General features: G+C 38.5%; 20 protein-coding genes. 12 read left to right on the top strand and 8 right to left on the bottom strand.

Annotated features, from left to right (window positions below; translation table 11 throughout):
* Positions 1-611 precede the first annotated feature (611 nt).
* From yhbH to proC, 8 genes are all read left to right on the top strand, one after another.
* Positions 612-1,784, top strand: coding sequence for a sporulation protein YhbH (gene yhbH / locus C1726_RS04050; protein ID WP_102272000.1), 1,173 nt, complete (start codon positions 612-614; stop codon positions 1,782-1,784).
* A 143-nt stretch (positions 1,785-1,927) separates the two neighbouring features.
* Complete coding sequence (locus C1726_RS04045) at positions 1,928-3,544, top strand: ABC1 kinase family protein (RefSeq protein ID WP_102271999.1); 1,617 nt, start codon at positions 1,928-1,930, stop codon at positions 3,542-3,544.
* Between the two features lie 24 nt (positions 3,545-3,568).
* Positions 3,569-4,855, top strand: coding sequence for a kynureninase (kynU, locus tag C1726_RS04040; RefSeq protein ID WP_102271998.1), 1,287 nt, complete (start codon positions 3,569-3,571; stop codon positions 4,853-4,855).
* Between the two features lie 14 nt (positions 4,856-4,869).
* Entirely contained in the window at positions 4,870-5,721 is an 852-nt protein-coding gene (kynA, locus tag C1726_RS04035; protein ID WP_102271997.1) for a tryptophan 2,3-dioxygenase, read from the top strand.
* 14 nt (positions 5,722-5,735) lie between these two features.
* On the top strand, positions 5,736-6,368 hold the full coding sequence (gene kynB / locus C1726_RS04030) for an arylformamidase (protein ID WP_102271996.1): 633 nt from the start codon (positions 5,736-5,738) through the stop codon (positions 6,366-6,368).
* 400 nt (positions 6,369-6,768) lie between these two features.
* Positions 6,769-7,719, top strand: coding sequence for an MBL fold metallo-hydrolase (locus C1726_RS04025; RefSeq protein WP_102271995.1), 951 nt, complete (start codon positions 6,769-6,771; stop codon positions 7,717-7,719).
* A gap of 104 nt (positions 7,720-7,823) precedes the next feature.
* Positions 7,824-8,435 carry an NUDIX hydrolase gene (locus C1726_RS04020; protein WP_102271994.1) on the top strand — a complete coding sequence of 204 codons (612 nt, stop codon included), beginning with the start codon at positions 7,824-7,826 and terminating at the stop codon, positions 8,433-8,435.
* Between the two features lie 36 nt (positions 8,436-8,471).
* The gene (gene proC, locus C1726_RS04015) at positions 8,472-9,275 is read left to right on the top strand and encodes a pyrroline-5-carboxylate reductase (protein ID WP_102271993.1); all 804 of its coding nucleotides are present in this window, start codon (positions 8,472-8,474) and stop codon (positions 9,273-9,275) included.
* 61 nt (positions 9,276-9,336) lie between these two features.
* Here proC and C1726_RS04010 read toward each other — a convergent pair whose 3' ends face one another.
* On the bottom strand, positions 9,337-9,525 hold the full coding sequence (locus tag C1726_RS04010) for a hypothetical protein (protein ID WP_102271992.1): 189 nt from the start codon (positions 9,523-9,525) through the stop codon (positions 9,337-9,339).
* A gap of 318 nt (positions 9,526-9,843) precedes the next feature.
* Here C1726_RS04010 and C1726_RS04005 point away from each other — a divergent pair, with 318 nt between their 5' ends.
* Complete coding sequence (locus C1726_RS04005) at positions 9,844-11,232, top strand: L-cystine transporter (RefSeq protein WP_102271991.1); 1,389 nt, start codon at positions 9,844-9,846, stop codon at positions 11,230-11,232.
* Between the two features lie 45 nt (positions 11,233-11,277).
* Here C1726_RS04005 and C1726_RS04000 read toward each other — a convergent pair whose 3' ends face one another.
* The 4 genes from C1726_RS04000 to C1726_RS03985 form a co-directional block, all read right to left on the bottom strand.
* Entirely contained in the window at positions 11,278-12,651 is a 1,374-nt protein-coding gene (locus C1726_RS04000) for a peptide MFS transporter (RefSeq protein ID WP_102271990.1), read from the bottom strand.
* 382 nt (positions 12,652-13,033) lie between these two features.
* The gene (locus C1726_RS03995) at positions 13,034-14,335 is read right to left on the bottom strand and encodes an NCS2 family permease (protein WP_102271989.1); all 1,302 of its coding nucleotides are present in this window, start codon (positions 14,333-14,335) and stop codon (positions 13,034-13,036) included.
* A gap of 165 nt (positions 14,336-14,500) precedes the next feature.
* Complete coding sequence (locus C1726_RS03990) at positions 14,501-15,499, bottom strand: inorganic phosphate transporter (RefSeq protein ID WP_102271988.1); 999 nt, start codon at positions 15,497-15,499, stop codon at positions 14,501-14,503.
* 13 nt (positions 15,500-15,512) lie between these two features.
* The gene (locus C1726_RS03985; protein ID WP_102271987.1) at positions 15,513-16,130 is read right to left on the bottom strand and encodes a DUF47 domain-containing protein; all 618 of its coding nucleotides are present in this window, start codon (positions 16,128-16,130) and stop codon (positions 15,513-15,515) included.
* Positions 16,131-16,456: 326 nt separating this feature from the next.
* Here C1726_RS03985 and C1726_RS03980 point away from each other — a divergent pair, with 326 nt between their 5' ends.
* Both C1726_RS03980 and C1726_RS03975 read left to right on the top strand, forming a co-directional pair.
* Positions 16,457-17,521, top strand: a complete 1,065-nt coding sequence (locus C1726_RS03980; RefSeq protein ID WP_102271986.1) for a cytochrome-c peroxidase — start codon at positions 16,457-16,459, stop codon at positions 17,519-17,521.
* 302 nt (positions 17,522-17,823) lie between these two features.
* Positions 17,824-18,084 carry a GlsB/YeaQ/YmgE family stress response membrane protein gene (locus C1726_RS03975; protein ID WP_102271985.1) on the top strand — a complete coding sequence of 87 codons (261 nt, stop codon included), beginning with the start codon at positions 17,824-17,826 and terminating at the stop codon, positions 18,082-18,084.
* Positions 18,085-18,115: 31 nt separating this feature from the next.
* Here C1726_RS03975 and C1726_RS03970 read toward each other — a convergent pair whose 3' ends face one another.
* Positions 18,116-19,021 (bottom strand): RluA family pseudouridine synthase, encoded by a 906-nt coding sequence (locus C1726_RS03970; protein WP_102271984.1) that lies wholly within the window; start codon positions 19,019-19,021, stop codon positions 18,116-18,118.
* Between the two features lie 172 nt (positions 19,022-19,193).
* On the opposite strand from C1726_RS03970, the gene C1726_RS03965 reads away from it, so the two are divergent.
* Positions 19,194-19,592 (top strand): YhcU family protein, encoded by a 399-nt coding sequence (locus tag C1726_RS03965; protein WP_102271983.1) that lies wholly within the window; start codon positions 19,194-19,196, stop codon positions 19,590-19,592.
* A gap of 48 nt (positions 19,593-19,640) precedes the next feature.
* On the opposite strand, the gene C1726_RS03960 is transcribed toward C1726_RS03965, so the two are convergent.
* Both C1726_RS03960 and C1726_RS03955 read right to left on the bottom strand, forming a co-directional pair.
* Positions 19,641-20,111: a thioredoxin family protein gene (locus C1726_RS03960; RefSeq protein WP_102271982.1), complete on the bottom strand. Its 471-nt coding sequence runs from the start codon at positions 20,109-20,111 to the stop codon at positions 19,641-19,643.
* On the bottom strand, positions 20,112-20,549 hold the full coding sequence (locus C1726_RS03955; protein ID WP_102271981.1) for a disulfide oxidoreductase: 438 nt from the start codon (positions 20,547-20,549) through the stop codon (positions 20,112-20,114).
* Positions 20,550-20,582 lie beyond the last annotated feature (33 nt).

The following is a 20,582-nucleotide window of genomic DNA, read 5'->3' as shown; positions in this document are numbered from 1 at the left end:
TCGGACAACATCAGCGAAAATCAATCCGATCGAGTCCGAAGCAGTCGCAAGTTCGGACAACATCAGCGAAAATCAATCCGATCGAGTCCGAAGCAGTCGCAAGTTCGGACAGCATCAGCGAAAATCCATCAGATCGAGTCCGAAGTAGCCGCAAGTTCGGACAGCATCAGCGAAAATCCATTTGATCGAGTCCGAAGCAGCCGCAAGTTCGGACACCCCCACCCGAAATCCATCCAACCAAGTCCGAAGCAGTCGCAAGTTCGGACAGCCCCACCCGAAATTCATCCGACCGAGTCCGAAGCAGTCGCAAATTCGCACACGCTGTCGCAACTTATCAATATGTATCTCCCGAATTCCTTTTCCCCATAACTTGTCCTCTTATAAATATGAATGCCCCATTATCGAAATTATGTGTAAATTATTTCGACCTCTTGCATAGGATAGAGTAATAAACACTAAATGGACTAGAGTTGTCCAGAGTTTGTTGAATGAGTTTGAAATTAGCAAACGGGATTTTAGAGTTATGGATGATTGCAGTTTGACACTCTCGATATTGTATGTTGATTAGTTCAATGTGTGCGAAAGAATTTAATAGAAGGAGGGCAAAAAAAATGACCGATGCTAATAACCATCAGTTTGTAATTTCACAAGAAGATTGGTCCCTCCATCGCAAAGGCCATGATGACCAGCAGCGCCATCAGGAAAAAGTACAGGATGCAATTCGAAATAATTTACCAGACCTTATTACAGAAGAGAGTATAGTGATGTCGAATGGTCGAGAAGTAGTAAAAATCCCGATTCGTTCACTGGACGAATATAAAATTCGCTATAATTATGATAAAAACAAACATGTTGGTCAAGGAGATGGAGACAGTCAAATTGGTGATGTCGTGGCGCGCGATGGATCAGCTAGCCAAAAGGGACCTGGAAAAGGGCAAGGTGCAGGCGACCAGCCTGGCGAAGATTACTTTGAAGCGGAAGTATCCTTAATGGAAATTGAAGAAGCATTATTTAAGCAGTTGGAGCTGCCTAATCTAAAGAAAAAAGAGCAGGCGGAGAACCTTGTTGAAAACATTGAGTTTAATGATATTCGTAAAACAGGTCTAATGGGAAATATCGATAAAAAGCGTACGATGATGACCGCATTTAAACGAAATGCCATGACGGGAAAGCCAAGTTTTCACCCTATTTATCAGGAAGATTTAAAATTTAAAACATGGAATGAAGTTATTAAACCAGATTCAAAGGCAGTTGTGCTAGCGATGATGGATACGAGCGGCTCGATGGGAATCTGGGAAAAATATATGGCTAGAAGCTTCTTCTTCTGGATGACTAGATTTTTACGAACAAAATATGAAACAGTTGAAATTGAATTTATCGCCCACCATACGGAAGCTAAAGTCGTATCAGAGGAAGATTTCTTTTCAAAGGGAGAAAGTGGTGGAACAATCTGTTCATCTGCCTACCGAAAATCCCTCGAGCTCATTGATGCAAAATACAACCCTCAGAAATATAATATTTACCCCTTCCATTTCTCAGACGGTGATAACTTAACATCAGACAATGCACGCTGTGTAAAGCTTGTTGAGGAGCTGATGAAAGTATCGAATATGTTTGGATATGGGGAGGTAAACCAATACAACCGCCACTCCACCCTCATGTCAGCATACAAAAACATCAAGCATGAAGATTTCCGCTACTATATTTTGAAGCAAAAAGTTGACGTATTCCATGCGATGAAGAGCTTCTTCAAGAAGGAACAAGAGGATAAGATGTATGCATAAGAGAAGAATTGCCCTAAAAGGAATCACTTTTGGGGCTATTTTTATGCTTCGAAAATAACAAGTTCTATGTCTTAGAAGGAGTACCGCACCTTTTTGTTGAACTGTACAATAGATGCAGTTCATGTGAAATGAGAGGATCCAATATGAAAAAGAATAATAAAATGTACCGGATGGGTAAGGTCCTATCCTTGTTCTTTGTCATTTTTGTTCAGATTTACTGGTATAAGATGATTAAAAAACCTGATGCTGAATGGGAAAAGCTGTGGGGGAAAATCGGAAAAAGAGTAAGGAGGACGCTTTTTGAATTAGAAGGACTGCTTATAAAAATTGGGCAAATCATTAGTACTCGAGCAGACCTTCTGCCGAAAGCATTCATAAGTGAAATAGAAGATCTTACAGACAAGGTTCCCCCCTCTAAATGGAGTGAGATTCAAGAGATTCTTGAAACGGAATGGGGCAGCCAAATTTCAGAAAAGCTGCATTCGATTCAAAAAGAAGCGATTGCATCCGCCTCTATTGGAGAAGTATATAAAGGCACGCTCCTTAATGGAACGAAGGTAGCTATTAAAGTACAGCGTCCGCATATTCAATCGATTGTCCAAACGGATTTCCGGACATTGAGAGTGGTGATTTGGTTTGCCAATTATTTTGTTCCGCTGCCAAAGGGATTTATTAATTTTAAGGTGTTATTTTCCGAGCTGAAGCATGTAATCGAACGAGAGCTTGATTTCTCAAAGGAAAAGGAGACCCTTCTTTATTTTAAAAATAAATTTAAGGAAAGTGATATTGTTAAAATCCCTTCAGCCTATTCAGAGCTCTGCACGTCAAAAGTGCTGGTGATGGAGTGGGTGGAAGGTGTGAGATTAACAGATCATAAGGCGATTGAACAGATAACCGTGTCACGCAAAGAATTGGCCCAGCGGCTCATTAAGGTTTTTCTGCCGCAATGGCTTGAGCCGGGAATCTTTCATGCTGACCCTCATCAGGGAAATGTACTTGTATCAAAGGATGGGAAAATCATATTACTAGACTTCGGTATGGCGGGCGAAATTTCAAAGAATGATGCGGCGGCTTTTCAAGGTTTAATAGAATGCTTCCTGGCAAAAAATTATCCGAAGGCAGTGGATTGCTTATCCCGTTTAGGATTTTTGCTTCCTGAGGCAGATACAAGAACGATTGAAAAAATACTGGCTGAATGGATGTCCTTTCAGCCTTCACAGTTAAAAGAAATGGACCTGCTTGCCTTAAAGCTGGAATTGAATGATATGATTCAGGCACTTCCCATTCAGGTTCCAACCCGATTTGTATTTCTTGGCCGTTCTTTTATCACCATTGAAGGGCTTGTCATCAATCTTGCTCCAGAAGAAGAGATGATAGATTTAGGTAAGCCTGTGTTTATTGATTGGCTGAAAGGACAAGGGAATAAATGGTCGTTTATTTGGCAGGTGATCCAGTCTCAGCCGGCATTCAAAATTTTCCATTCTGTTAACGAGTTTTTAAAGGCACCACAAAAAATGGAACAGCTAAAGGAAACGGAACAAAGAAGACAATTCCAATTTACAATCTATGAAAATCGGAAAAAGCAATCTTTTCAATTGCTGCTTCTAGGATTAATAGGCAGCGGTGCGGGAATCTCTCTATCGAATCCCGTTCTTTTAAAGCTTTCATTAGGCATGGCTGCTTTCTCAATGATCAGCTTTATCGTTACGAGTATGAAGCTCAATAAATGGATGAAATATATGCACGAAAAGCGAAGATAAATAGATTCAATGAGGAGGATTACAATGCATTCATATTTGTTTCAGCCAACATTCGAATTTGCTCAAAGTCTGGATAAGCAAGATACGCTCGCCGATTTTCGCAAGGAGTTCTACATAAAGCAAAACTCTATTTATATGGATGGCAATTCACTAGGCTTGCTATCAAAAAGGGCAGAACAGACTCTATTTGAGGTGCTTGGTGATTGGAGGGAGTTAGGCATAGATGGGTGGACAGAGGGAAAGCACCCGTGGTTTTATTTGTCAGAGCAAGCAGCTGAAATGAGTGCATCTCTAGTAGGCGCTTCTCCAGAAGAAGTCATTGTCACTGGGTCAACAACAGTGAACCTCCATCAGCTCGTTGCTACCTTCTTTAAGCCAGAAGGAAAAAGGACAAAAATTTTAGCGGATGAACTGACTTTTCCGTCGGATATATATGCGCTTCAAAGCCAGCTGCGGTTAAAAGGATTTAATCCGGAGACACATCTTTTGCGTGTAAAAAGCCGTGATGGCCGTTATTTGCATGAGGATGATATCATTGCGCAAATGACAGACGAAATTGCTTTAATCATTTTGCCGACCGTTCTATACCGGAGCGGACAAATTATAGATATAAGGCGATTAACAGAAGAAGCACATGCGAGGGGAATTTTAATAGGTTTTGATGGCTGCCATTCTGTTGGTGCTATTCCCCATCATTTTAGCAAATGGGAGATTGATTTTGCCTTTTGGTGCAATTACAAGTATTTGAATGGAGGACCAGGCAGCGTTGGGAGCATGTATGTCAATAGGAAGCATTTCGGTACAGTTCCGGGTCTTGCAGGATGGTTCGGGTCGAAAAAAGAAAGACAATTTGATATGGAGCATGCACTTACTCCAGCTGAAACTGCCGGCGCTTACCAAATAGGCACCCCCCATATTTTAAGTCTTGCACCTTTACTAGGCTCACTAGAAATTTTTCATGAAGCAGGTATCAAAAAAATCAGGGAGAAATCACTTCAATTAACAACATATTTCATGGATTTGATCAAACATGAATTAGATGGAATGGAATTTACCATTGGAAATCCAAGTGATGAAAAGTCCCGCGGGGGTCATATCAGCCTTGAACATAAAGAAGCTGCAAGGATTTGTAAAGCATTAAAGGCAAATGGGGTTATTCCTGACTTTCGAGCACCGAATATTATTCGTCTTGCTCCGATCCCTTTGTATAATACATATGAAGAAGTATGGAAGGTTGTTCAAATGCTTAAAACAATTATGAGAGAGAGACAGTATGAAAAGTTTTCTAATGATCGGAATGTTGTAGCATAGGGGAGGCTTTATTAATGGGCGAAAATAATGAGAATAACACTGAGCTAAGTATGGAAAAAGAAATATTAACTGATTTTCATAAAGAGATGTCCTACGGCGATTATTTACAGCTTGATAAAATATTATCAAGTCAGCAGCGTCTGTCAGATCATCATGATGAAATGCTATTCATCATTATCCATCAAACGAGTGAGCTATGGATGAAGCTCATTATCCATGAGCTTTCCGCTGCAATAAAATGCATTAGGCAAAATGATTTAGAGCCTTCTTTTAAAATGCTGTCACGGGTGTCTAGAATTCAGCAGCAATTAATCCAATCCTGGAGTGTTTTAGCAACCTTGACGCCAGCTGAATACTTGGAATTCCGTGATAAACTTGGACATTCATCAGGCTTTCAGTCTTATCAAAACCGTTTAATTGAATTTGCGCTTGGACAAAAAAATACCCACACCATAGCCGTCTATCAGCACGAGAAGGAGCTTTATGAAACCTTGAAAAAAGCTCTAAATGAACCAAGCATATATGATGCGTCCATCTATGCTCTTGCTGCCCGGGGTTTTTCGATCGATGATTCCGTTCTTAATCGAGATTGGTCTAAAAACTATGAACCGAATACTAGTGTCGAGGAAGCTTGGCTTGCTGTCTATCAGGATGTCAACCGTTATTGGGATTTATACGAATTAGCTGAGAAGCTCGTAGATATTGGCAGTCAGCAGCAGCTATGGCGGTTCCAGCATATGAGTACGGTAGAAAGAATTATTGGGCATAAAAAAGGCACGGGAGGCTCATCAGGTGTGACCTATTTAAAAAAAGTGGTTGATTATCGATTTTTCCCTGAATTATGGAGTTTGCGAACAAAGCTATAATGGAGGAGAGTATAATGAATAAGTGGATGGATGTTTCACAGCCTTTACATAATAAAATTCCTGTATGGCCAGGAGATACACCTTTTTCGTATCAGGTCAGCTGGAGCATGGAGGAAAGCGGGTCAGTAAATGTAGGTCAATTAACGATGAGTGCACATACAGGAACACATATTGATGCACCGTTTCATTTTGATAATGAAGGGAAACGGGTAATCGAGCTGGATATTAATTTATATATCGGTCCTGCTAAAGTGATCCATCTGACCGACAGGGAAAGTATCTGTGTTGAGGATTTGCGCAGCCATGATTTATCCAATGTGACTCGTCTGTTAATTTATACAGGTGCATGGAAGAATCGGTCAGCCTTTCCTAATACAATTCCGCATATTGAACCAGAAGTAGCTTCCTATTTAGCGGAACAAGGAGTAAAGCTAATTGGGCTTGACCTTCCATCTGTCGATATGCTCGACAGTAAAGAATTGCCTGCTCATCATGAGCTTACCCGTCATGGATTGCATATTTTGGAAGGACTTGTTCTGGATGATATTGCTCCGGGAAGCTATGAACTAGCGGCTCTTCCTTTACCTCTCACAGAAGCAGACGGAAGTCCTGTACGAGCTGTTTTAAGAAAAGCAGAGGAAGAGTAATTTGCAAAAATACCTGGAAACTTGCAAATAAAGAAGTGGAGTTGCAAAAATAATTAGAAACTTGCAATAAAAAAGGAAAGTTGCAAAAATATCTAGAAACTTGCAAATAAAAAAGTGAAGTTGCAAAAATATCTGGAAACTTGCAAATAAAAAAAGAAGTTGCAAAAATATCTGGAAACTTGCAAATAAAAAAGGAAAGTTGCAAAAATATCTAGAAACTTGCAAATAAAAAAAGAAGTTGCAAAAATATCTGGAAACTTGCAAAAATACCTGGAAACTTGCAAATAAAAAAGAAAAGTTGCAAAAATACCTGGAAACTTGCAAATAAAAAAGAGAAATTGCAAAAAAAACGGAACTCTTACCTTAAAAATTAAAAGCATTTTAGAAAGGTGGCTCAACAATGGATTTAGGCAGAGGGATATCAATCATTGATGCAATGGATTTAGGAAAAGAAAGAAGGACAGGCTGTTATGTCCTCCATGCAGAGGAATTAACGATTGTTGAGACTTGTGCAAGTCCGTCCATTCCCTTTTTATTAGAAGGGTTTAAAAGATTAGGCATTGATCCAAAGGATATAAAAAATATTATTGTCACTCATGTCCATCTTGACCATGCAGGCGGAGTTGGATTATTGCTTGAAAGCTGTCCAAATGCAAGCGTAATTGTTCATCCGCGAGGAATGCGTCATTTAGCCGATCCATCAAAATTAATTCTCGGAGCAAGAGCTGTATATGGAGAGAAATTTGATGAACTGTTTGACCCGATTTTGCCTGTTCCTAGCAATCGGCTAATTGTTAAAGAAGATGGAGACACACTCCAAATTGGGGGGAATCGCCTACTTACATTTATTGATACACCAGGACATGCGAAGCATCATTTCTCCATCCATGATTCAATGAGCAATGGGATTTTTACAGGAGATACGATTGGAGTATTCTACCCACAGCTATTTGAGAAGGGACTTGAATTATATCTGCCATCTACTTCTCCAAATCAGTTTGATCCTGATGCCATGCTCGATTCCCTTGAAAAAATAAAGGCACTAGCTGTTGATCGAATTTATTTTGGCCATTATGGAATGACAACCAATCCTTCACAAGTGTATGAGCAGGTATACAAATGGCTCCCGCTATTTATGGAATCGGGAGAAAAAGTGTGGAAAGATAGACTGGGCGATTCCTTTGAATCAAAAAGTGAAGCCTTATTCCAAGAATTATTTGCTGAAATCCACTCATTTTTATCTGAAAAGGGATACACGTTAGATCAGGAAATGACCGAGATTATCAAACTTGATTTAAGTGTCGGATCAATGGGAATCATTGATTATTTAGCAAAAAAACAAAATAATTAATATTTAGTGCGGCCAGACAAATTGATTGTCTGGTCCATTATTTCGTTTTTCAGTCCTATCCGTATTATAATGGGAAAAAAGTATTGAAGACTCGGGGTGAGAAGTTGAACATTCAAGAAATAGTTAATAAACTTAAGAACCGGAAGCCGGAGATTTTAGGAAGCGAAAGGTTCTCCAAATACTCCGTATTACTGCCTCTCATTCAAAGTAATAATGAATTACATGTTTTATTTGAAATACGTTCCAATAAGCTTAGAAGGCAGCCGGGAGAGGTCTGTTTTCCTGGAGGAAGAATGGAACCTTCTGATGAAAATGAGCAGCGCACTGCTGTTCGGGAAACAACGGAAGAGCTCGGAATCAGTGAGAATAGTATCGTTAATATCTCTCCTCTAGATTATATGATTTCTCCTTTTGGTACCATTATTTACCCATTTGCCGGCTTTATCGAACGTCCTGAGGATATTCGGCCAAATCCAAGTGAAGTAGATAGGGTTTTTACTGTTCCGCTCTCCTTTTTAAAGGATTACAAGCCTGAGATTTTTCAGGTGGAATTTAAAGTAATGCCCGAAAAGGATTTTCCGCTGAATCAAATTCCTGGCGGGGAAAATTATAATTGGCAGACAAGAAAGATGGATGAGTGCTTTTATTTCTATGAAGATAAAGTCATTTGGGGACTAACCGCTCGAATTCTAAAGCATTTTATTGAGATCATTTAAAAGGTCTAATCACCTTAGAAATAGGAAGTGTTTATTTTGAAAAGAATAATTGGTTTTATCGGATGCGGCAAAATGGCGCAGGCAATGATTGGCGGTATTCTCCGATCAAATACTGTTCATTCCCAGCAAATCATTGCCAGTGCCCGGTCACAGGAAACAATTGATCAAGCAGCAGCTAAATTTCAGATTCAAGCTACTGCAAATAATAGGCTAGTTGCTGAACAAGCCGATGTTTTATTTTTGGCGATAAAGCCAAATTTACATGCTCAAATCATCGAAGAAATAAAGCATTCAATAAAGAAAGATGCGATCATCATTACGATTGCTGCAGGGATAAGCCTGCAATTTCTTGAGGAGGCCTTTCATCAGCAAATAAAAGCGATCCGCTCCATGCCTAATACCCCTTCTTTAGTTGGAGAAGGGATGAGTGCCATATGTGCAAATGAGGATGTAACAAAAGAAGAACTAGAGGAAGTAATTCATATTTTTTCAAGCTTTGGAAAGGTTGAAGTCATTGAGGAAAAATTAATGAATGCGATTCCAGCAATTAGCGGTTCCGCTCCAGCCTATGTTTACATGTTTATCGAGGCATTAGCTGATGGCGGGGTAAAGAATGGGTTAACAAGAGAACAATCTTATCATTTAGCTGCCCAGGCTGTTCTAGGAGCGGCAAAAATGGTTTTAGAGACAGGGAAGCATCCTGGTGAGCTAAAGGACGAGGTTTGTACGCCAGGCGGCGCTACCATTGAAGCGGTGGCGGCGCTTGAGAAAACGGGGTTCAGGGCAGCTGTTTTGTCAGCAATGGAAAGCTGTACGGAAAAAACAACCTCCCTCTCGTAAAAAAGATTCATTAAACAAACAGGAGGAGCAGTAATTACTGCTCCTCCTGTACTATGAAATGTCAATTTGGTGTGCTAATAGAATGGTTCAGTCCAGCATATAAATCCTTTATATTTACGGTAACAATTTTAGCACCTATTTGGACATGGACCATGTTGTCAAATACAGCAGTTACAAGGCCGGTTAATGAAACATTCGTACCAATGTTTAAGTCCTTTTTTACGTTCTTGTCTTTTTTATTTTCTGCCATCTTAACACCATCCCATCCATGATTAGTAAAGGAATCCTATAAAAAATATATCCTTTTAATTGTAAAATAAACATGAGATTAAAAAAAGTCTTATCAAAGATTTTTTATCGACAATTTTCTTCTCTCTTTTTATCATACTCAAATGGTCAGTAATGGTCAATTAATTCGCATGATAATAATTGGAATAATCTTTTTCAAATACGCATATATCCTATAAACCGTAAATAGAAGGGAGGGTAGAGGCGGGATAATTCCTACTAGATTGATGCGGATACACAATTTAAACAACCTATTAAAAATTTTTAAGGGGGGTTTAGTGTGACAACATGGTTTGTTTTATTGAATATTGCCATCTTGATCATTCTTCTTATTGGTTTATTCTACATGCAGAAAAAACATATTTCTTTTTCTAAGCGTGTTTTTACAGCGCTAGGATTAGGGATTGTATTTGGGTTTGGGCTGCAGTTTGCCTACGGATCATCATCTGAAATCGTAGCAGAATCCTCAGGATGGATTCATTTAGTTGGCGGCGGCTATGTAAAGTTTCTGCAGATGATTGTGATGCCTCTCGTTTTTATCTCCATTTTAACTGCATTTACAAAAATGAAAGTAAGTAATAATGTTGGAAAGATTAGTTCCCTTATACTCGGTCTGCTCGTTGGTACAACGGCGATAGCGGCTGCTGTAGGGATTGCAGCAGCAGTAGGATTCGATCTTGAAGCAGTCGAAATTACACAGGGTGAGGCGGAGTCAGCAAGGGGAGAACAGCTTGAACAAAGCTTTCAAAGTATAGAAGGAAGAACCTTTCCACAGCAAATTCTCGATTTAATTCCAGCCAATCCATTTCTCGATTTTACAGGTCAGCGTCCAACATCTACGATAGCAGTCGTCATATTTGCTGCATTTTTAGGAATCGCTTATCTTGGGGTTAGAAGGAAGTCAGCAGAGCATGCTGAGCTTTTCGAGAAAATTGTGGATGCTATTTATGCAGTAGTTATGCGGGTAGTCATTCTTATTTTGCGCTTAACCCCATATGGTGTACTCGCGATTATGACAAGAACGGTTGCAATGAGTGATGTCGATTCGATACTAAAGCTGGGGAAATTTGTGCTTGCTTCATATGTTGCACTTGCTGTTATGTTCTTAATTCATTTATTACTGCTTACATTTGCTGGACTAAACCCAGTCACATATATGAAAAAGTCCTTTCCTGTTCTAGCCTTTGCTTTTACCTCTCGAACAAGTGCCGGTGCTCTTCCTTTAAATATTAAAACACAAAAGTCTCTTGGGGTGCCTGAGGGGATTGCAAACTTTTCTGGTTCGTTCGGGCTATCAATTGGACAGAATGGCTGTGCAGGCATCTATCCAGCGATGCTGGCTGTAATGATTGCTCCAACAGTAGGGGTTAATCCATTAACACCATCCTTTATCATCACTGTCATTGCCATTGTTGCTGTCAGCTCATTTGGCGTGGCTGGTGTTGGGGGAGGGGCTACCTTTGCAGCAATATTAGTGTTATCAGCATTAAATCTGCCCGTTGCTTTAGCAGGCTTGCTCATCTCAATTGAGCCGCTGATAGATATGGGGCGTACGGCAGTGAATGTCAGCGGCTCTATGACATCAGGGATCCTAACAAGCAGGATAACTGGAGAGATCGATACCAGTGTGTATAATGATATGAATGAAAAACTTGAAGCAGAAGCATAAAACAAAAAAATCGGCTGATGCTTAGCATCTGCCGATTTTTTTGAATTAATCCATCATTTGCACAAGTTTCCTTGAGAACGAAAGGAGAATAAAACCTAAGACAATCGCCATTAGACCGATTAGTCCGAAAATTTCAAAGTAACCAAGAGTTTGTGTAAATGCAGCAAGCTGTCCTGCTAAAATATTTGCTATACCTGAAGCTGCAAGCCAAACACCCATTAATAGGGAAGCAAGCTTTACAGGAGCAATTCTGCTAACTAGTGACAGTCCGACAGGTGAAAGCATTAACTCACCCATTGTATGCATGAGATATGTTAAGACGATAAACATGATATTTGCTTTTACTTGAATGTTAGCTTCATCGCTTCCAGTCTTCATAACCGCAATTAAAAGGATCATGTATCCAAGACCAAGAAGGACCATCCCAATTCCCATTTTTGAAGGAACTTTAATGTCTCCGCGTTTAGAAGAAGCAAGCTTAACCCAAAGCAAAGAGAATAGAGGTGCTAAAATAACAATAAATACTGGGTTTACTGATTGGAACCATGCTGTTGGAACTTCCCAGCCAAAAATCTGTCTGTCAACAAATCGTTCTGTATAAAGAGTTAATGAACTTCCGGCTTGTTCAAAACCCGCCCAGAAGAAAATAACAAAACAAGTTAAGATAATGATAACAGTTGTTCTTTGTTTTTCTTTCTTTGTAAGTGGTTTGTTTTTAGCATGGGCATCCACTGATCGATCAGGTGCTCCAGTTGGCTTTTTCCCGATATCTCCAAGATAGCGGTTACCAAGGAGATTAAAGATTAATTGACCAATAACCATCCCAATTGCAGCTGCTAAAAATCCATATTTAAATCCATATTGAATGATTCCATCTAAAGTTGTTGTTTTAAATAGATCATTGTATAAATAACCGATTAAAAGTGGTGAGAAAAATGCCCCAACGTTAATACCCATATAGAAAATGGTAAAGGCAGCATCTCTGCGTGGATCATTATTTTCATACAATTCTCCAACAATCGTTGAAATATTTGGTTTAAAGAAACCGTTTCCAATAATTAACAAAATCAAACCTAAGTATAATGCTCCTGCACTTTGGTGTGCGAATAAAACGATGTTACCTGCAGCCATCGTGATACCGCCGATGGTAATTGCACGACGCTGACCTAAGAAGCGGTCAGATAAATATCCGCCGACCATTGGGGTGATGTAAACGGCACCAGTGAAAAATCCGTATAACATCATTGCATAACTATCACTAAACCCAAGTCCGCCGCTTACAAAAGAGGTAGTTAAGTAAAGAACGAGGATGGCTCTCATTCCATAATAACTAAAGCGCTCCCACATTTCTGTTAAGAATAATAAGTACAAACCAGGGGGATGCTTTTTTCTGGCTTTATTGTCTACTGCTGCATCCATTTTCTATGCCTCCAATATTTAAAATTTATAGTCAACTTTATTATTGTAAAGTAATGATAATTTTGTGGCAATAGAATCAAAAAAAGTGGTAAAACTTAATAAATTAGCAATTCATCAAATATTATTATTTATAAAATAATGGGAAAGTATACAGAGGAATTTTTGTAATATAATTTAGGAGGAAAGATATAGATAAAAGGTTAAACAAAGTAGATGCTTTTGCTTAACCTCTTACTAAAATGATAAGAAAGTATTACTTTGGAATTAAATTATTGTATAGCGGAAGATGCCTAGCGCCTACAAGCTTCAGGTTCCCTCCTATGACAAGCAGCGACCCTTCTGCGAGTGTTCGGTGTTGACCAAGGTGCTTCCGCTATTCTATTTAATGAGGTAAAAATGCCAGCTGATAGAAGAATAAAACAGCAAAAATATAAACAAGCGGGTGAACGTCGCGCCATTTTCCTTTAAATACTTTCATAATTGGGTAAGAAATAAACCCTAGTGCAATTCCTGTTGCAATGCTCGATGTTAACGGCATGCTTAAGATAATGAGGAATGCAGGAAACGCTTCGTCAAGCTCGCTCCACTTAATTTGCGCAATACTTCCCATCATTAAGCTTCCTACAATGATTAGGGCAGGAGCTGTGATGGCGGAAAGACCAGACACGGCACTTACTAACGGGCCAAAAAAGGCAGAAACGATGAATAATATAGCAACGGTTAGAGATGTTAACCCTGTTCTTCCTCCAGCAGCAACACCTGCTGATGATTCCACGAAAGCGGATGTTGGGCTAGTTCCAAACATGGCACCAACGGTTGTTCCAATTGAATCAGACAGTAAAGCTTCTCTGGCTCTTGGCATTGTCTTCCCCTTCATTAAACCAGCCTGCTGCGCAACTCCTACCATTGTTCCAGTTGTATCGAAAATCGTAACGAGCAAGAAGGAGAATACAACGGCATAAAGGCTGTGCTGAATAACATCACCAATGGCTTGAATAGGATTTAGAACCATTAGACCTTCAGGAAGAGAGGGCAATGATAGAAAGCCCTGATCAAAAGATAGCTGACCTGTAAAGAAAGCGATTAGACCAGTGACAATCATTCCAAAGAACAAAGCACCATTTACGCCTAAAACCATTAAAATTAATGTAACAGTTAGTCCAATCAAAGCTAAGATAGCAGATGGTTGATGTAAATCTCCAAGTGCGACAAGATTCGACGGATGGCTTGTAATAATTCCTGTTTGGCGTAAGCCAATAAAAGCAATGAATAAACCAATCCCTGAAGTAATTCCGTGTTTTAAATTATCTGGAATGGCTTCAATAAGCTTTGAGCGAAAAGGCGTTAAAGACAAAATAATGAAAATAATACCTGCGATAAAAACAGCTGCAAAGGCAGTTTGATAATCTATATTTCCGTGTGTGCCAACGACTGAATAAGCGAAATATGCATTTAAGCCCATTCCAGGAGCAATGGCTATCGGATAATTTGCGAAAAGGGCCATCCAAAGTGTCCCAACGACTGCAGCAACAATTGTGGCTGTAAATACTTGTTCAAAGGGAACTCCTGCATCGGATAAGATAACCGGATTAACAACGACGATATAAACCATGGTTAAAAAGGTTGTTATCCCAGCAAGAACCTCCGTTTTGACATTTGTTTGATTCTCTTTTAATTTAAACATGATAGTTCCTCCAAATACGAACATTAAAAAGCACAATTTATATAATATTCGTTATTAGAATGGATTACAAGTCCTTATTTACTATTATCTATAGATTGTACGAAAATCATTCCATTGAAAAATTTGGACATAAAAAAGATGGCCAAGTGGCCATCCCCATACAGCTTAAAATATTGCATTCAATAAAAGATAAACAAGTCCAGCAATTGTAGCGGAAATAGGCAATGTAATGACCCATGTGATAAGCATTCTTTTGGCGGTTCCCCATTTTACACCCTTAAGGCGATGAGCTGAACCAACACCAAGAATGGAAGAGGAAATAACATGAGTTGTACTAACTGGCAAGTGAATTAAAGTGGAGCCGAATATAATCATGGCACCAGTTATATCTGCCGCAACTCCATTAACAGGTCTAATTTTCATGATTTTCCCGCCGACTGTTTTGATAATTTTCCATCCGCCAACAGATGTTCCAAGCCCCATAGCTAAAGCACAGGAAAATTGCACCCAAAAAGGAATATCCGTACTCGTTACGTAATTATTGGCAATTAAAGCCATTGTTATAATTCCCATTGCTTTTTGCGCATCATTTGTTCCGTGAGTATACGATTGCAGGGCAGCGGTGAAAATTTGAAAAATACGGAAGTTTCGATTTGTTTTTGTTAAATTATTATTTTTAAAGACAACTTTAAAAATACTGTAGACGATAAATCCAACTGCAAAGGCAATTAATGGTGAAAAAATAAGTGCCTGAATAATCTTCAAAAATCCTTTGTAGTTAAGGGAGGCAAAGCCAGCAGCGGCAATTGCAGCACCGGCAATTGAACCGATGAGTGCATGAGAAGAACTGCTTGGGATGCCATAATACCAAGTAAGTAAATTCCAGAAAACCGCTGATATAAGAGCAGCTAAAATGACGAGTGACCCATTTTCTAATGTAAATGGATCAACGATATCTTTCGTAATTGTTTTTGCAACGCCTGTAAAGGTCATTGCACCAACAAAGTTCATTACTGCTGCTAAAATAATTGCATGTCTGGGCTTTAGTGCTTTTGTTGAGACAGATGTTGCAATAGCATTGGCAGTATCGTGGAAACCATTGATAAAATCAAAAGCTAAAGCCATGACTACAATTAAAATTGTCAGTATTAAAAATCCATCCATTTGCTAAGACTCCTTACGCATTTTTCATAATTATGGTTTCTAAAGTATTTGCAACACTTTGACAGCTGTCAGCAATTTCTTCAAGATTTTCGTAAATTTCTTTAAATTGAATTATACGTACAGGATCTTTCTCAACGGAAAAGAGATGTTTGATTGATTGTCTCAGCACGCCATCACATTTTGATTCATAATCTTTAATTTTGATTGCATGTTCGCGGATTTGCTGCAGCTTTTTATTTGATAGAAGTTCAATTGATTTTTCAATTTCATCGGCACAATGTTTAATGGCATCAACAAATTTAAGCATAAAGTCATCTGCCTGTGTGATTGAATACATTTCAAATAGTGCCGCACAATGCTCGATCCCATCAATGACATCATCCAAGCTCATAGCTAGTGCAAGAATGTCTTCACGTTCAATTGGTGTAATGAAGGCATTATTTAATTCTTTAATAACCTCATGAACATATGAATCCCCCTTTGATTCATAATCCTTCATTGTTTCTGAGAAAATTTTAAGGTCACTGACATTTTTTAGTTTATAGTCTGCAAAATAATTTGCTCCTTCTTTCACATTTAGTGCGATACTGCTAAGTAATGTGTTAAATTTGTCTTTCTTCTTAAAAGCCATTTTTTTACCCCCATGAAAAAATATCATCCAAACGAAATAATTTTATACGAAAAAAGGCGAATTAGATAGTTATATGCCTAAAAAAGTTGAAAAAAGTATTAAAAAATCATGATTATCTTTTATTATGCGATTATTTTTCTTTAAATATGTTTCCAATATACGAACTAAGTTAAAGTTACTTTGTGATTAATGTCACAAACTTTTCGAAAATGATACGTAAATAAGAATAAGTTTAATTATATAATCACTTTAAAGATGAATGGAAGAAATGGATGTGCTTTCCATAGCTTCCACTGAATCTAATAAATAAATAGGGGGAGCTATTTATGAGAAGAATGGGAATAGGGATCATGTTAATTATTGTACTATCAATTCTCGGTGCATGCGGTGCCAAAGAGGATGCAGCCGCTCCTGCTGACAAAAATGCGAATGAACCTGTAGAAGAAAATGTCATTGATCAAGAGCTTGAAGAGGCTAAGGCTAAATTTGAACCATTAGGAGAAATTCCTGTTCCAGCTGAAAATCCAATGACTGAAGAAAAAATAGAATTAGGAAAAACGTTATATTTCGATCCTCGCCTGTCCGGGAATAATGTTCAAAGCTGTATGTCCTGTCATGCACCTGGTGCGGGCTATGGAGATGGAATGGAAAAATTTATTGGCTTTGAAGGCTTTAATGGTCCGCGGAATAGTCCGACCATCATTAATTCTGGATATTATCCAACAAACTTCTGGGATGGACGAGCAGGAAGCTTAGAGGAACAAGCATTAGGACCGATCCAATCGGAAGTCGAAATGAATCAAAATTTAGATGAGCTGGTTATTGAACTAAATGGAGTTCCTACATATGTAGAACAATTTAATACGGTCTTTAATGATAAGATATCTGCTGACAATATTGCAAAAGCAATCGCTGCATTTGAAAGAACAATCGTCATAGCTGATACAGCATTTGATCGCTATCTTCAAGGGGAAGAGGATGCAATTAGTTTGGATGCTAAAGAGGGAATGAAATTATTTGCTGGCAAAGCAGGCTGTATTTCTTGTCACGCAGGTCCGCTTTTATCTGATTATAATTATCATAATTTAGGAATGAGCGGGGATGATGGACGCTTTGCAGTAACGGGAAATGAAGATGACAAAGGCAAATTCCGTACACCTGGATTAAGAGGAGTTGCCTATACTGCACCATATATGCACGATGGAAGTCTTGAATCATTGAAGGATGTCATTATGTACTATAATGAAGGCGGCGGGGATCATGCGAATAAAAGCGTTCAGATGAAAACGCTTAATTTAACAGAAAAGGAAATCAGTTCACTTATTGCATTCCTTGAAAGCATGAGCGGAGAATTGCCTGAGGTTGAAAAGCCCGAAATTCCAAGCAACTAATAATTGAATTCATATGCCTATGGAGCCCATTGAAAATATCTAGAGGGGTTCCATAGGTTTTTTGTTTTAATGTTAATGTTTATCCATTTGTTTAGGACAATTTTGAAGGGGGTAAAAATTAATATTATTCCTATAATAATTCCGGCAAATTGCCGTTTATATAGATAGCGATTGCTTGAAAGCAATCGCTTTTAGCATTCTAATTTTTCTATATAGGATTTTTCCCATAATATTCCTTAGCTGTTTTGTAATAAAAAGAGAAAAAAAACGAAAACTACGATAAAACAGCAAGGAGTGATAGAATGTTTACCTTTTTGTGGGCATTAATTATAGGCGGAATTATCGGCTGGATCGCTGGAATGGTTGTAGGAAGAGATATTCCAGGTGGTGTATTTGGAAATATTATTGCGGGATTTGTTGGAGCATGGCTTGGGTCTTTAATTTTAGGGAATTGGGGTCCTGTCATTGCAGATTTTGCAATTATCCCTGCACTAATAGGTGCGGTCCTGCTTGTATTCATACTAAGCTTAGTAATGAGAGCATTTAGAAAATCAACTGATTAATACAAGTAGAAGCCTTCCGATAGGAAGGCTTCTATTTTTTTAATAAATGCTGGAAAGGCAGCGGTAGTGAATCCTCTACAACGATTCTTTCATCTGTAAATGGATGAGGAATGACAAGCTTTCTTGCATGCAGCGCTTGTCTTTCGAATAAGGGTTCCCCCCCATATAGCTGATCGCCTACTATTGGATGTCCGATAGAGCTTAAATGAACCCGAATTTGATGTGTTCTTCCTGTATCAAGCTGACAGTGAATGAGGGAAAAATCCTGCATGAGACTGTATTCGAGCAGCTCATAATGGGTAATAGCGGGCAGTCCTGATGCAGATACACGCCTTCTAGTAGGATGATGACGGTCCCGTCCAATTGGTTCCTGAATGGTTCCTTTTTTCTTGTTTATTCGGCCGTGGACGAGTGCTGCGTATGTTCGCTTAATCGACCGTTCTTCAAGCATTTTATCTAAGATGGTTCCAGCAAGTGAATGCTTAGCAAAGAGAATGGCTCCGGTTGTATCACGATCTAAACGATGTACATGCTTTATTTTTCTCTGCTCGCCTTTCGCCTGTAAATAAAATGCTGCGGCATTTGCCAATGTGTTTGTTTGCTCAGGTGAATTCGGGTGTGTATCCATGTTTGCCGGTTTATTAAACACCATCATATGCTCATCCTCATAAAGCACGTCAACCTCATGATAAGCAGGGATGACACCAAACTCTTCTTCTATAAAGAGCTTAAGCTGAATACGATCTCCTGCCTTTAGTGGCTTATTCCAATTAATAACTTCTCCATTAATTTTTACATGCTTTTCCATTCTAATCGTATGTATTTGTTTCTTCGGTGCTTGCCATACATCCCTAAATAGGTCATTAATCGAATGTCCTTCCCATTTTGAAGGGATGATTATTTCTAACCATTCACCAAAACATTTTGTCTGTATCATTATGCTCTCCCTTTTACTTAATCCAATTTTTTACAGATTGTTATATCCTATTGTTATATCTGTATTTTAACCATTTCATGGATTTAATTACCACCCTAAAAACAGAAGTGGATATGATATTCTTATTGTATATTACAATTTCGTTACATGGGATTATAAAGGTGGGTTATCGGTGAAAATCGTATTTGCATCAACTCCTGAGCAAGAAGAGGAAATCAGGAAGCTTGTAAAAAAAATGTATACTACTATTTTTCCAAATTATTTTCCAGATGAAGATATTAAAGATTTCGAGCAGCTGAATGTGTTACATACTTCAACTAGACATTTTGAATATTTCGGCACATTAAAAGAAGCCTATCAAGTGATTGTCAGCTTGCAAATCATCTCTTCTATTCTGGAAACAGAAAACCTTGAGGACAGGTATGAAAAAATTTTCAATAAAAATGTCAGTGTTTTACAAGACTTTGGCTTAACATTTCCATTTACCTTTAACAATTTTTATAATGGGAAAATAATGAAGAACGATATGCTCAGCATGTATACAAAAGCTGCAAATGAACTATTAATTTGATTGAAAGAACGCCTGCAAAATGTTTGCAGGCGTTCTTTCAACTTTAGATTACTTTGAGTTTTCTTCAAACCATTTTTCAAATACTTCTTTTTCTTGATATTGAGTAATACGATTTACTTCTTTGCCAGCTTTGTATTGAACAATCGTCGGTGTTTCTATTATCCCATATTGATCCCAGCCATTATCAAATTCCTGCAGATTGAACTGCACAAGATCAATATTCATATCCTTTGCCAGTGGTGCAACAATAGGAGTTGTTCTTTTACAATGAGGGCAAGTAGAGCTATAAAAGTAAACTGTTACATCCTCTTTATTATCGAGCTTTTTCTCTAATTGATCAGGTAGGATTAAATTTTGATAATTTGGATCTTCCAGCTGTGCAATCGTTTCGGGATGGAGGTTGCCTTTTCCATATGGATTCTCTTCTGTAACCTTTTCTTCATTTTGCATCTTTGTTAATAATGCTACAGCTCCGAATAAAAGAATGATTACTGCTAAAAAAATGATAACTTTCTTCACTTATGCTGCCTCCTTAGATTTTTTCCAAAGTAAATAACTGCAAATGAAAATAATGATAAATGCGATAAGCGCTAAAAATGGGATGGTAATAAATCCGAGCCAATTAATATATTGTCCAGTGCAAGGCACTCTTCCGCATGATGCCGCATGGTCTGCGAGAAAGGAAATCTTCTGGATCGAGTAATGGTATAGAGAGATGCAGCCTCCAATAGCAGAAAGCACCATTGTATACAAACTAATCCGATAATCCTTCTTAACGATAGCGATGCCTAAAATAACAACCATTGGATACATAAGGATTCGCTGATACCAGCATAGCATACAAGGCTCATATTGACGGATTTCCGAAAAATAGAGGCTTCCAAACATTGCAAGAACGGATGCAGCCCATGAAACAAATAACCATGTTTCCCTTTGATCTTTTCTTGTTTTCTCCATCTTGTACTCCTCCATTAGATAATTACGATAAAA

It is taken from the genome of Cytobacillus massiliigabonensis, assembly GCF_900199725.1.
Taxonomy (GTDB): domain Bacteria; phylum Bacillota; class Bacilli; order Bacillales; family Cytobacillaceae; genus Cytobacillus; species Cytobacillus massiliigabonensis.
The sequence above is the reverse complement of the archived record's forward strand: the minus strand, read 5'-3'. Positions and strand labels throughout refer to the sequence as shown.